The organism is Geodermatophilus sp. URMC 60, assembly GCF_053502585.1.
Genome location: NZ_CP199958.1, coordinates 2,390,426 through 2,402,857 on the forward strand (window position 1 = coordinate 2,390,426; position 12,432 = coordinate 2,402,857).

At 70.1% G+C, this 12,432-nt stretch carries 10 protein-coding genes and 1 pseudogene; 9 read left to right on the top strand and 2 right to left on the bottom strand.

The window, feature by feature from the left end; translation table 11 throughout:
• Positions 1-144: 144 nt before the first annotated feature.
• From ACWIX3_RS11495 to ACWIX3_RS11515, 5 genes are all read left to right on the top strand, one after another.
• On the top strand, positions 145-441 hold the full coding sequence (locus ACWIX3_RS11495; RefSeq protein WP_448612202.1) for a hypothetical protein: 297 nt from the start codon (positions 145-147) through the stop codon (positions 439-441).
• Positions 442-1,031: 590 nt separating this feature from the next.
• On the top strand, positions 1,032-1,340 hold the full coding sequence (locus ACWIX3_RS11500) for a dihydrofolate reductase family protein (RefSeq protein ID WP_448612203.1): 309 nt from the start codon (positions 1,032-1,034) through the stop codon (positions 1,338-1,340).
• A gap of 77 nt (positions 1,341-1,417) precedes the next feature.
• Positions 1,418-1,726 carry an alpha/beta fold hydrolase gene (locus tag ACWIX3_RS11505; protein ID WP_448612461.1) on the top strand — a complete coding sequence of 103 codons (309 nt, stop codon included), beginning with the start codon at positions 1,418-1,420 and terminating at the stop codon, positions 1,724-1,726.
• Positions 1,687-2,643: an alpha/beta fold hydrolase gene (locus ACWIX3_RS11510; protein WP_448612462.1), complete on the top strand. Its 957-nt coding sequence runs from the start codon at positions 1,687-1,689 to the stop codon at positions 2,641-2,643. Before ACWIX3_RS11505 ends, ACWIX3_RS11510 begins: the two co-directional genes overlap by 40 nt.
• A gap of 558 nt (positions 2,644-3,201) precedes the next feature.
• On the top strand, positions 3,202-4,146 hold the full coding sequence (locus tag ACWIX3_RS11515; protein ID WP_448612204.1) for a diacylglycerol/lipid kinase family protein: 945 nt from the start codon (positions 3,202-3,204) through the stop codon (positions 4,144-4,146).
• Between the two features lie 327 nt (positions 4,147-4,473).
• On the opposite strand, the pseudogene ACWIX3_RS11520 reads toward ACWIX3_RS11515, so the two are convergent.
• Positions 4,474-5,695: pseudogene (locus tag ACWIX3_RS11520) on the bottom strand (IS30 family transposase).
• Between the two features lie 292 nt (positions 5,696-5,987).
• On the opposite strand from ACWIX3_RS11520, the gene ACWIX3_RS11525 reads away from it, so the two are divergent.
• The 4 genes from ACWIX3_RS11525 to ACWIX3_RS11540 all read left to right on the top strand — a co-directional run bounded on the left by ACWIX3_RS11525 (position 5,988) and on the right by ACWIX3_RS11540 (position 11,671).
• A complete protein-coding gene (locus tag ACWIX3_RS11525) occupies positions 5,988-6,212 on the top strand; it encodes a hypothetical protein (RefSeq protein WP_448612205.1) in 225 nt (74 codons plus the stop codon).
• A 312-nt stretch (positions 6,213-6,524) separates the two neighbouring features.
• Positions 6,525-7,073 (top strand): TIGR03086 family metal-binding protein, encoded by a 549-nt coding sequence (locus ACWIX3_RS11530; protein WP_448612206.1) that lies wholly within the window; start codon positions 6,525-6,527, stop codon positions 7,071-7,073.
• Between the two features lie 53 nt (positions 7,074-7,126).
• Positions 7,127-7,468 (top strand): ArsR/SmtB family transcription factor, encoded by a 342-nt coding sequence (locus tag ACWIX3_RS11535; RefSeq protein WP_448612207.1) that lies wholly within the window; start codon positions 7,127-7,129, stop codon positions 7,466-7,468.
• 1,908 nt (positions 7,469-9,376) lie between these two features.
• Complete coding sequence (locus ACWIX3_RS11540) at positions 9,377-11,671, top strand: protein kinase domain-containing protein (RefSeq protein WP_448612208.1); 2,295 nt, start codon at positions 9,377-9,379, stop codon at positions 11,669-11,671.
• Here the strand turns inward: ACWIX3_RS11540 and ACWIX3_RS11545 are convergent.
• Entirely contained in the window at positions 11,591-12,349 is a 759-nt protein-coding gene (locus tag ACWIX3_RS11545; protein WP_448612209.1) for a site-specific integrase, read from the bottom strand. The two genes, ACWIX3_RS11540 and ACWIX3_RS11545, sit on opposite strands and share 81 nt — an antisense overlap.
• Positions 12,350-12,432: the final 83 nt, after the last annotated feature.

The window sequence follows — 12,432 nt, forward strand, 5'->3', positions numbered from 1 at the left end:
TGTGTCCTGTTCGTCGCATTGACCTGTCGATGGCGACGCCCGTCGTACTAGGTTGTGCCGCCCCGCCCGGGCCTTCGGTTCAGTGGGCTGGGCGGCGTCCTCGGGTGGCAGTGCAGGACGAGGCCGTTGGGTGACGATGTCGCGGTGACGAAGCGGGAGCGCATCGACCGGGACGTCCTGCATCGCCGCGCTCAGGTTGCGGTGCTGTCCGGCCTGACTCGGGGCGACGACGTCTACGACCTCGTGGCGGCCGCGGCTCCCAGCCATGTGCCTGGGTGGTTCACCCCGGACGTCGCTCTGCTGCAACTGGCCGTCACGGCGCTCGACCTCGCATGCCCGGCCGGCGTCGAGCCGTTGGAGTACGAGGAGCTGCGCGAGCGCTTCCTCCCCGAGGTGACGTTCCGCGGCCGTGTGGAGGCTTCATCAGCACCGAGCACCTGAGCCGGATCGAGCTCCACACCTCCGAGTCGACGGACGCTCACAAGTTCCTAGTTGACCGGCTGCTCGAGGAGCATCCGCGATCAAGGGTCTGGGAGGAGGAGCGTCATGGCCGCCTCCCAGGCTGGTCGGTGCGGCCGATCTACCGGCTCCTGATCCCGCCGATCCGGTTCCTCAGCGCCCGGGGCCGCCGGCGCGCCCTTGCTCCGGAGTGACTCGGAGGAACCGCATCTGGGCCTCCTCGGTCTCGTGCGGTTGAGCTCGTGGTGCGGCTCGCGGGACTGCGCCCACATCGTCGTTGCGGGTTCGACAACCGGGACTTCCGACGAGCGCGACCCGTTCGTACTCCAGCCTGCGCCCGACAGATCTGCACCGCCCGGTCGGCCTCGGGAGCCCGGGCCCGGCTGCGCGATGAGTTCGGCGGAGGTGGCGGGTCTTCACCTACACCAGCAGCCCCGCCTCCGTCGGGAGGCGGTCACCTACGCGGGACAGCCGTGCATCACTTTGCTCGGCGCGGCCACGCTGTGGCCACCCGCGGCGACAGGCCCCTAGAAGAGGGTTCAGAGGTAGTGATGCGAGACGTCGTTTCGTACATGTCGATGTCCCTGGACGGGTTCGTCGGCAGCGACCGTGAGCATCCCGGGATGGCGATCCCCGAGGGCGTCGAGCTGAAGCAGTGGAAGCTCGACGGCATCAGCGAGGCCGGTGCCCACCTCATGGGCCGCGTCACCTACCAGGAGATGTCGTCGTACCGGCCGCAGTCGCAGGATCCCTACGCCGCGCCGATGAACGACATTCCCAAGGTGGTGATCTCGAAGACGCTCTGCGACGCCGAGGCCACCTGGCCGGTGACCCGAGTCGCGCGGCGACCTGGCGACCGAGATCTCGACCATCGCGGCTGAGCATTCGTCGGGACCAGCGGCCGGCTGACGGACATTCGCTTCCGGGTTCTGGCGGGCAACGGCGCCGCCGCGGCGTGATGGGCTCGACTTCTTGGTTCGCCGGCCGGCCTGCGGAGGGGAGGAGCCGCGTGCGGGGTCACCACTTCAGGAGCGAGGGCTTCGTGCCTGTCGACGGCGCGCAGCTGTTCTACACGGCACGAGGCGCCGGGCGCCCGCTCGTTCTGGTCCACGGCGGCCTCGCGGCGGGAGCTACCTGGGCGCCGATCGCCGCAGCTCTCGCCGGCGAGTTCCTCGTCCTGACGCCGGACAGTCGTGGGCACGGCCGCTCGACCATCCCGGCGGTGTCCTGTCCTACTCCGCCCTCGCCGACGACGTGGCCGCCTTGATCGCGGCGCTGGGGCTCCGCGAGCCCGTCGTCGCCGGCTGGAGCGATGGCGGCCAGATCGCCCTCGAGGTCGCCGTCCGCCATCCCGAAGCCGTCGCAGCCTTGATCGTGGGAGGCGCCTATCCTGAGTTCAACGACAGCGGGCTGCGCGCGGCGCACCGCGACCTGCTCGCAGAAATCAACGCCGATCCCGATGGGCCCGAGCTCGCCGGGCTGCGTGCCCTGCACGATGACTGGCCTGCGCTGCTCGAGCAGACCACCGGGATGTGGCTGCAGTATCGGGGACTCACCGACGCCGACGTCGCCGGCATCACGCAGCCCACGCTCGTGCTCGCCGGAGACCGCGACGAGCTGGTCGGCCCGGACCTCGCCGCGGCGCTGTTCCGTGCTCTGGCACACGGCGAGCTCGCCGTCGTGCCCTACGCCGATCACCCGGCGCCAGCGACCGCCGAGCGCGGGCATGTATTCGCGGACCTGATCGCCGACTTCGCCCGCCGGCACGGGACGACGGCAGCGGCCGGTCTACGAGGTCGCGTCGCGACGCGCCTGCCCGCTCAGGACCTCGAGCGGGCCCGCCGCTTCTACTCGGACAAGCTTGGTCTCGAGCCGGCCGAGGAGCGCCCCGGCGGGCTGCTCTACCAAACCCTCGGCGGCGCCTTCGCGCTCTTCGAGTCGCGCGGGTCATCGCCTGGGACGTTCACCCAGATGGCCTGGGACGTCGACGATGTCGAGGCGACCGTGCGAGTGCTGAGCGAGCGCGGCGTGGTGTTCGAGCACGTCGATGCGCCTGGCTTGCGGACCGTCGGTGGCATCGCCGACGTGGAGGGCCACTACCCCAGCAAGGGAGGCCGAGGTGAACGCGCCGCCTGGTTCCGCGACAGCGAAGGCAACCGGATCGGCCTTGGCCAAGCCGTCTGATTGCGCGGCACCCCCACCATCGGCGGGCCGGCGTATCGCCTGGGGTCCTACCAACCGTGGACACGCCCGCTGGCCCCTGGCCGAGGATCGCGCCAACGACGCGGCGACCGTCGTGCCGACACCCCTCGCAACCACCCGCGGTCTCCCTGCTCCAAGCGCTGTGCCACCCGCGCAGCCTCGCGGCCGGCGAGCACGCCATGGAGGCCGCCACGATGACGTCGGCTCAGCCGCGTCCCGGTGACGGATCCTCTGAGAGACCCCGACGGCTGGCTGCTCCGACCCCCTTGAACGTCGCCGAAGCAGCTTCATTCTTCGGGTCGACCCGCTCCGCAGCGGCTCGTTGACGGCCGTCTGCGACGGGAAGGCGATCAATCGCTGAGGTCTTGGCGCAGCCCCGTCCTTGTCGGCAGGCCGTGGCGTGGGTGATCAGATTGCCGCCCGGTTGTCGGCCTTCGGCGTGTCATCGAATGCGGCGGAGCTCCACCGTCGGCCGGCCTCACCCTCGTCGTGGTGCAGGCTGCCGGGGCAGCCACCCGCGCCGGGAGGACGGAGATCGTCGTGACGGAACCTGTGCACCAGCGGTCGAAGGCGGCGCTGGACGCCGACATCCGCGCCCGGCGCCGCACCGCGCTGGTCGTCAACGTCCGGTCCCGCCGGGGACGCCGTCACTTCGCCACGGTGCACCGGCGGCTGCAGGCCACCGTGGAGCTGGTCGACGTGCGCCCGGTCGCCGACCCTCGGGGCCTGCCCGAGGCGCTCGCCGCCGCGGCCGACAGCGGCGCCGACCTCGTGGTGGTGGGCGGCGGCGACGGCACGCTGAGCGAGGCCGCGCACCAGCTCGCCCACCGCGACGTCTGCCTCGGCGTGGTCCCGCTCGGCACGACCAACAACTTCGCCCGCGGCCTCGGCCTGCCGCTCCGCCTGCCCGCCGCCCTGCGCGTGCTCACCGGCGGCAAGGTCGCCGACGTCGACCTCGGCCACGTGGCCGGGCAACACTTCGCCAACCTGACCAGCCTGGGGCTGTCGGTGCAGGTCGCCGAGCACGTCCCGCACCGGCTGAAGCGGGTGCTCGGCCGCGCTGCCTACCCGCTGACCGCGCTCGCACTGCTGCCCGACCACCAGCCCTTCACCGCGCGCCTGCGCATCGGCGACGAGGTCCACGAACTCGCGACCCACCAGCTCAACATCGCCAACGGCAGCCACCACGCCGGCCGGGCGATCGCCCCCGACACCGACCTCGACGACCGCCAGCTGGTGGTGTACCGGCTCGGCGACGCCAACCGGCTCGGGCTGAGCCTCGCGACCGTCCGCCAGACGGTCATCGGGCCCCGCCGGCCGCTGGCCCGCACCCGGTTCCTCACCGCCCGCGAGGTGTGGTTGGAGACCGACCCGCCCCTCGCGCTCGACGTCGACGGCGAGATCCGCGGACGCACGCCCGTGCGGATCGCGCTCGAGGCCAACGCGCTGCGGGTGATGGTCGGCACGGGCTTCCCGGACCGCTGATCACCACTCTCCTCGCGATCATGGACCTCTCCTGGGACGAGGAGCGCCGGTTCCTCCCGCGACGGGCAGGGTGATCCGTCCAGATCGCCGTCCGCGTGGATTTCCTGTTCTGCGCGTCGGTGACCGTGCCGTGGCGATCGCTCGCGCCCTGCAGGCGCGGACGTGGGCCGAGCAGTTCTACGACCCGCCTTACCGCGGTCGTCGAGGGCTCCGTCGGCTACCGGGGGACCCTGGGCGGCAGGCGGAGACGCGATCCCGTCAGGGGGACCTGCTACGGCGACGTTCGGACGAGGCGTTGGTCGCCGGGTCCCGTAGGGGATGGCGGTTTCAAGCGGTCGTCGCAACGACTGGTTTGTTGGGGTCGGACAGTAGCCGCTGCATGGCTTCGGCTGGGGTGGTGAATCCGAGGGTCTGGCGGGGTCTGCCGTTGAGTTCGACGGCGACGGCGTCGAGGTCCTCAGCGTTGTGGACCGAGAGGTCGGTGCTCTTGGGAAAGTACTGGCGCAGTAGACCGTTGGTGTTCTCGTTGCTCCCGCGCTGCCAAGGCGAGTGCGGATCGCAGAAGTAGATCGCCATATCGGTGGCGAGCGTGATGGCCTGGTGCTGGGCCAGCTCGGTGCCCTGGTCCCAGGTCAGCGAGCGGCGCAGCTGCTCGGGCAGGGTCTGAATCGCCGCGACCAGCCGGTCGCGGACGGTCTGGGCGCCGTGCCCGTCGGGCAGGTGCACCAGCAGGCAGAACCGGGTCTGGCGTTCGACCACAGGGTGCCGATCGCCGAGCGGCAGTGCTGGCCCAGGATCAGGTCGCCTTCCCAGTGGCCGGGCACCGCCCGGTCGGCGGCTTCGGCCGGCCGTTCGCTGATCGAGACCATGCCGGAGATCTTCGCCTGGGTCGGGCCGGAGAACCCGTGGGGCCGGCGCCAGGCCCGACCGGTGCGCAGATGCCGATGTAACTCGGTGCGCAGCTGGCCGCGGCCCTGCACGAACAACGCCTGGTAGATGGTCTCGTGGCTCACCCGCCTCACCGCCTCGTCGCCATGCTCGCCGGCCAGGTGCGCACTGATCTGGGCTGGGCTCCACTTCCGGCACAACTTGTCCTGCACCGCCAGCGCCAGCCGTGCGTCCTCCAGCTTGAACGGCTTGGCCGCCGCGCCCGCAGCCCGGCGCGTCTGTGCGCGGCGTACGGGGCGTATCTGGCCCGCCTCGCCCGCCCGGCCGCCGGCACGGGCCCGTTACGGCGCAGCTCGCGACTGATCGTCGATGGCGCGCGGCCGAGCTGAGTCGCGATCGCGCGCATCGACGCGCCGGCCAGATGCAGGTCGGCGATCTGCAGCCGCTCCTCCAGCGACAGATACCTCGCCGACACCACCCGCGGTGCCGCCGGCGGTCGACCGCCCGAGGCGCGTCGCCACCGATATCCCTGCCGCCGATCCACGCCGACAGCCTCGCAGGCCTGGGAGAAGGCCGATCCCGACTCGACCAGCTCCCAGAACCGCTGCTGCCGCCTATCCCGAACCCGCCGCCACTCCGAAACCACCACAACACCTCGCACTCGAAGGGTGTTGCGACGACCACCTGAACGCGCCGATCCCCTGCGAGACACCGGTAGCTGGCCGCCCCTGCTCGCATGAACGTCGCTGTAGCGGGTTCCCCCCGCGGTGGTCTGCCTCGCGCAATCGGCGGCCGTGGCTCGTGGCCGCTGACCGCTAGGCCAGTGGGACGTCCACACGCCGATGACTGGCGGAGGCGACTCGTCTGCGCTGGCCGCACGCACTTCTCGGGGATGATCTTGACCGGCTCTTGGCTGCGGCCATCGGTGAGACCCCGGCCGTGCTGTGCCGCCGGTGCTGCTCGAACGCCCAGCGTGGCAGCCTGCGCACGGGTACACGACCGCTGACGTCGCGGCCGGCGCCGGCTATGGCCCGACCGCGGCGTTCTCCCGCGCCTTCGCCCGCGCCCACGGCAGCCCGCCGAGCCGGCACAGTGGCCTGTTCGTCATCACTGGCCACCACCCGCTCCTGTCTCAGCCGGAGGCCGTCGCCGACCTGCTGCTCACGCTGTCCGGCTGACGCTGACGGGACCGTGCTGGCGCTCGGAGCGCGGACCCGCGCTCGACCTCGCCACGCTCGGACGCCCCGCCCCGCCGTGCCGACGATCTCCTAACCCGTGGCTGTGGGGGGTGTCGCGCGCATGTCGACCCCAGCGGGCCACGGCTGGGGAGATCGTGGCGCGGCGGCGGACGGCTAGGCGGCAGGGGCGGCGCGGCGGCCGGCACCGAAGGGCCTCAACGGTGATGTGCAGAAGGGCTTGACGGGGAGCGCCAGGGAGCATATACAACCAGTCAGTTGAGTAACCAGCAGGTTGAGCAAGAGGAGGGTCGTGTGACCACAGCGCAGCGGTGGGAGAAGCTGTCGGCGGGGTTGACCCGCCGGATCGAGGGGGTGCCCGAGGGCCGCTGGGAGTCCCCGGCCCCGCCGGAGGGCTGGGTGGCGCGCGACGTCGTCCGGCACCTCGTGGAGTGGATGCCAGGGCTCTACTTCGGCAGCACCGGGCTGCCGGTGCCCGAGGCGCCGTCGGTCGACGAGGACCCGGCGGGGGCCTGGGGAGCGGTCGACCGCGCCGTCGCGGCGGTGCTTGCGGACCCGAAGCTCGGCAAGCTCCTCACCCGCTCGCCGGCCGGCGAGATGACCCTCGAGGAGCTGGTGGCCATGACCGGCCTGATGGACCTGCTCGTGCACACCTGGGACCTCGCCCGGGCGACCGGGCAGGACGAGCGGCTCCCGCCGGACGAGGTGCACGACTTCCTCGTCGGTATCGAGCCGTGGGACGCGGCGCTGCGCGCGAGCGGGCAGTACGGCCCGCGGGTCGCCGTGCCGGACGACGCCGACGAGCAGACCCGGCTGCTGGCCTTCACCGGGCGGCAGCCGTGACCGCCGCTGCCCCGGACACCGGGGACGCTCGCGGACGCGCCCCGCTCAGCGCGGTGTTCGCCGCGCTCGCCGACCCCACCCGGCGGGCCATCCTCGCCCGGCTGACCCAGGGCGCGGCGTCGGTGGGGGCGCTGGCCGCGCCGTTCGCGATAGGCGGTCCGGCGATCAGCAAGCACCTGCGGGTACTCGAGCGCGCGGGAGCGGACGTGGGCTCTCATCGTCGATGGTCGGGTATTCGTCCGCGCCGCCAACGGCCCGTCATCCAGCCGGTAGACGGCCGGGCCCACAGTGTCGCCTTCACCGGATCCCTGGCCGCCCAGCTGGACGAGCGCCAGTACGACAAGGGCTTCGGTCCCACCTGCTGCTTCTCCGCGGTGCGCACGGCGGCAGGTTGATCCAGTAGCGGGTCAGATCGCACAGCGCCCGGATGGCCGGCGGTGGCTCGAAGCTGGCCCGGAGCGTCTGCCGCTCGGCGACCTTGCACAGCGACACCGCGTCCAGCTGGTCGATCCTCGGCCTCCCGGTACGTGCTTGACGTCGCCGACGTTGACCAGCCACGTGTCGAACCGCGCGGACGTATGCCTTTGACGCCCGCCTACACACTGCTGGCCGCTCCCCATGACCGGCTTGGATCCGGCTGCAGCGGACTGGGGGAAGGGTGGGCCGTAGGCCCACCCCGCAGGGACGCACAGCGCCCTTCCGGCGACCCGCTGCAGCCGGCACACTCGGCCGGCTGTGGAGCGGTTGTCTGGCCCCTCTGAACGGCTCGCGGTGGCCCGCGGATCACGCCAGCTGAGTCCGCACACAGTCCGCAGGGTCCGCAACTCACCCAACATCGGTCGTCGTCGGCCAACAGCGCCCAGCCATGAAGCTGCAGGTCAAGCCGACATTCCATCGACCACCGAATGCAGCCGTGCATCACGGGTCAGTTCTGGGTCAACGAGCCCGGCTGGGTCTTCGTCGCCCGGTGCGGCCGGTCGAAGCAAACGAAGACGGTCCTCGCGTCGGGCTTGTCTAGCCCTATGACTGCGCCTTCCACAACGGCGACCTGGCTCGCGCCCGGGAACGGCCCGGGCGACGCCGGCAGGCGCTGGCCCGTCCCGGGATCGCGTTCAGCGCAGCGTGACCGGTTCGAACCGCTCCTGCCACGTGTGACCTGAGTCCGTGGCCGCCGGCGGAACCTGGCAACTGGGCCGGCAGAGGGAACTTTGCGACCCAGCTGAGTCACAAAGTCATCTCCGGCGGGTCCGGCAAGGTCCTCACCAGGCTGCATGTGGCTCGGCGGCGTGACCCATCCATGACCCACACCTGCGCAGCGGAGAACAGGGATCATGACAGCGTTCCTATGAGCCGTCTGAGCCTCTCCAGAACTTCTCCAGGAGGTCTGACGGGCCCCTTGACCTGCGGCTTTGCGTGGAACGGGTGACGGGAATCGAACCCGCATGGCCAGCTTGGAAGGCGGGACCCCGTAGGGCCATCTGCCCTGCCCAGCGGCCTGTCTCGATGTTCTAGAGGGCCCCACGTGACCCATCGGATCTCAGCGGCTGTTACTCAAGCTGCTCTGGCTCATCGGCTGATGATGCGTTGACTGCGCCCCAGCACGGCGGCGGAGGAGTGCCCGAGCCGGCGCATCAGCTGTTTGTGGGAGCACCCGTCGCCGTGGCCAGGATGGCGCCGTGTGGCGGAGCTCGTGGGGCGGCACCGGTGGTAGGCCGATGATGTCGGCGGCGCGGCGGAAGCCGAGTTCCAGTCGCCGGGGCGAGGTAGCCGCCGGACCCGGGGCTGAGCAGGAGGACGTCTGGAGAGCGGGGACGGGGTTCTTCGGGTGCTCCTCCAGTAGGGCCGCGATGGCGGCGGGAGAGTCACGGCGCGATGCCCGGCCTGGGTCTTGGGCTCCCCGATAACCCACCGTTCGCCGACGCGTCGGACCGAGCGCTCCATGCGCAGCCGACTGCCAAGTAGGTCGGTGGACAAGTTGAAGGTCTCGGCCCGCCAGGGCTGCACGTCGAAGCAATGCCAATTCAGACCAGGGCGGCGTGTGGAACCGGCGTGCCCGCTGCTGCCAGGCGCGGCGGTCGACAGCCGCCAGGACCGGTGCCTGGCGCCGTAAGCGGTGGGTGGCGGGGTTAAGTGACCCCGTCAGGCGGACGCCTCGTTCTGTGTCACCTGCTCCGTGAGGATCTGTTCGTATGCGCGTCGGAGTGCTCTCCGCACTACCCTGCAGGCGTCTGGCTCATTGCCCATGATCGGTGCGATCGCTCGCGATTACGCCGATCGGCGACCACCGACGGGATGCGTGACGGATGGCCACGGCAGGCGGAGAACGCGAACTCGTCGCAGCCATGGCGGCTCTGATCACCGGGCAACAGGTGGGTGATGATCAATTTAGCCGTCTTCTCACCGCCGACGATGCTTCCTTCATCAATGCGACGGCTGAGCTGCTGACGGGATTGCTGAGCCGAATTAACGCTTACGAGTTGGAGAACTCGGGCCGGACCTTCCGGGCGGCGGCCGATGAGGCGGTCGCCACCGCCCGCCAGCGGATGACCAGCGAGGCGGACCTGGCTGACGCGGGGCGGCGTGCTCGCCTCCTAGGAGCGCTGGCAGCTGTCGCCCTGACGACCCGGCTGATGCAGCGCAGACTGTCGCCCCCTACCCGCCCATCGACGCCTCACGACGATGACGTCGCGGACCTGTTCGCCCCCGACCTTGGACTCCGGCAGAGCATCTATGCCCTCTATGACCCGGACATTCCGGTGATCCGATCGGTCGGTGCATCCTTTCCGCGAACGCCTCTCAACCCACGCGTCAGGCGGGAATGGGAAAAGCTTGTCCCGGGGACGTTCACGTACCATAAGGCAGGGACGACGTCCTTCATCCTCCGCTGCCACACAGACGAATGTCGGGATCCACAGGGTCGCGCCAACGACTGCCACGACGATAATGGTGTGTGGTTCCCGGGATGCCAGGCGCTGAAATGCGTGCTCTACCCGTGGAACGAGGTACCGTCGATTGCCAGCGCGACAGTCGAATACGCTGACAGATATCGAAACGCCCCCGCTATTGTCGTCGAGCCGATAACGTCGAGCGCACGGTGGATCCTCATGCCGTTCGTCGAAGGAGAAACGCTTGCTGATCGACTCGCCCGTCGAGGTAACGACGAACTGGAAATACATGCCCGGATTGCGCTGGCAGCCGATGTCGCCCACACACTCGTGGGTGCCCTTGATGAATTGGCTCGCGGGAGGCGCTTGGCCGACGTCAAGGAGGCGCACCAACATCTGGACCTCTCGCCGAACAACATCATCGTCACGCGCGCCGCTGCACAGGCGACTCCAAGTACAGTCCGGCTGATCGATCTCGGCGCGAATCACCTGTACACCCGCCAGGTAGGGCTTACCGAGCACGGCGACTCGGTGTACGTATCGCCCGAGGTGAAGAACCGCGGATTGTCTGTCACCAGCGACCTCTACAGCGTCGCGACCATTCTGGTGAGCGTCTTAGCCACGGAACCGCCACTCGACGGTAGGGTCCCTGATGAGGTGTACGAAGTCAGTCCAGCACTGGGCGCGATGCTGGACGACTTCCTCGACGAGGACCCCGGTCTGCGACTGGTGCTCGTCCCGAAGTTGGCCGAGTGCACGTTCGACGATCTGCGACGGCGCATCGACCAGACGTTCAAGCTGGTCGGGGACGAGCCTGTGGCCCGGCGCAGCGCTGTCAGCCGGCTGATCGCAAAGTACGCTCCCGCATCCCGAGAGCCCTCATCACTCATCCGTCAGTATTGGGACAGTCGGCAGGACCTCGCGTTCGGCGAGAGCCCCGGCTCCGCCGCCTACCAAGCGTTTTGGAGTGTCGTCGCGGCGGGCGCATGGTGGTTTGTCTTCGCCGCCACTGCACTATTTGGCTTCGACGACTTGGTCGTTGGCGACGTCGAGGGGCTGCCCCGCGGGATGGCGTTGTCCGCGGCGATCATCGGCTTCTGCCAAGGACTGACCGCGTCGAAGTTCTACCAGACCATCCTGGCCAGATTGACGGTCAAGTCGACCCGGGAACGGCCGAGCGACTGGCTGCCAACCGAGGTTCTTCTGCGGGTCGCCACGCTCGTCGCGGTGCCTACTGCGGCACTCGCGGCGTTCGGACACGCCGAGTACTGGGCGTGGAGTTGCGCGGCGGGCGCACTCCTCCTCACCCTGTGCAACACGGCGATGCGCCGGTTCGCCCATCGGTCGAACAGGGAGGGAGCCGCGGTTCCCTTCACCACCGTCCCCAGCCAGGGCAAGAAGGCCCTGGGCCAGTTCGAGCAGTGGCCGTTCACGATGCTGATCTACGCCGTGATCATCTTCGTCATTGCCGCAGGTCTGCAGTGGAGCTTTCTTGAGGATCTCCCTGCGTACACAGCCGGCTTAGCCTTGGTAAGCGTGGGGATCCACTACGTCAGCAAGAGCGCCATCGCGGGTCCGTCCGTCCGCGGAGTCCTCACTCGGGCAGTAGCGACGGCGCGACGCGTGCACGCGCTACGGAACGCGCCCCCTGGGGAAATCCCCGGCTGCCGGGAGGCCGTGTACGCCGGACGGGGGGGCAGAGACACCACCTGATCCTCCGAACCGGTCCGGATCGTCGTCTGATGACTCGCTGGCCGCACCCAGCATGGCGTCGAGGGCACGGGCGATCTCGGCGTCGCGGTCGTCGGCGGCGTGCTGGTAGAGCAGAGCGGCGGCGGGGGATGAGTGGCCGAGCCAGCGCATGAGCTCCTTCGTTGTCGCGCCCGTCGACGCGGCCAAGGTGGCGCCGGTGTGGCGGAGTTCGTGTGGCCGGACCGCCGGCAGGCCGATGGCGTCGGCGGCGCGGCGGAAGGTCGCGTTCCAGTTGCTGCGCGCGACGTAACCGCCGGAACTGGTGGAGAACAGGAGGGCGTCCGGAGAAGCTGCGACGTGCTTCTCCAGGTGCTCCTCCAGTACGGCCGCAACCGCGGCGGGGAGGGTCACGGTGCGATGCCCGGCATCGGTCTTCGGCTCGCCGACCACCCACCGTCCGGCGACGCGTCGAACCGATCGCTCGACGCGCAGCCGGCCGCCGGACAGGACGTCGGACCGGCGCAGCGCAGTGGCCTCACCGAACCGGAGCCCGCCGAAGGCGAGGACGAACAGCAGTGCGCGGTACCGAGCGGTCCTCCGGTCCCGCCCAGTTGCTCGGCGAGTTGCAGTGCCTCTGGGGCGGTGAGTGCGCGAGACGGCCGGGTGGCCTTCGGCGTGCCGGCGCCCCGCAATCGGCATGGGTTAGCCGCGATGGCTTCATCGGCGACCGCGACGTTGAGGATGGCGCGCAGGAGCCGGTACGACTGAGCCAGTGCTGTCGG

Excerpts from the sequence above, each read along its gene's own strand:
- ACWIX3_RS11540 (WP_448612208.1), top strand. The coding sequence starts at position 9,377 with ATGGCCACGGCAGGCGGAGAACGCGAACTCGTCGCAGCCATGGCGGCT.
- ACWIX3_RS11500 (WP_448612203.1), top strand. The coding sequence starts at position 1,032 with ATGTCGATGTCCCTGGACGGGTTCGTCGGCAGCGACCGTGAGCATCCC.
- ACWIX3_RS11545 (WP_448612209.1), bottom strand. The coding sequence starts at position 12,349 with ATGCCGATTGCGGGGCGCCGGCACGCCGAAGGCCACCCGGCCGTCTCG.
- ACWIX3_RS11505 (WP_448612461.1), top strand. The coding sequence starts at position 1,418 with ATGGGCTCGACTTCTTGGTTCGCCGGCCGGCCTGCGGAGGGGAGGAGC.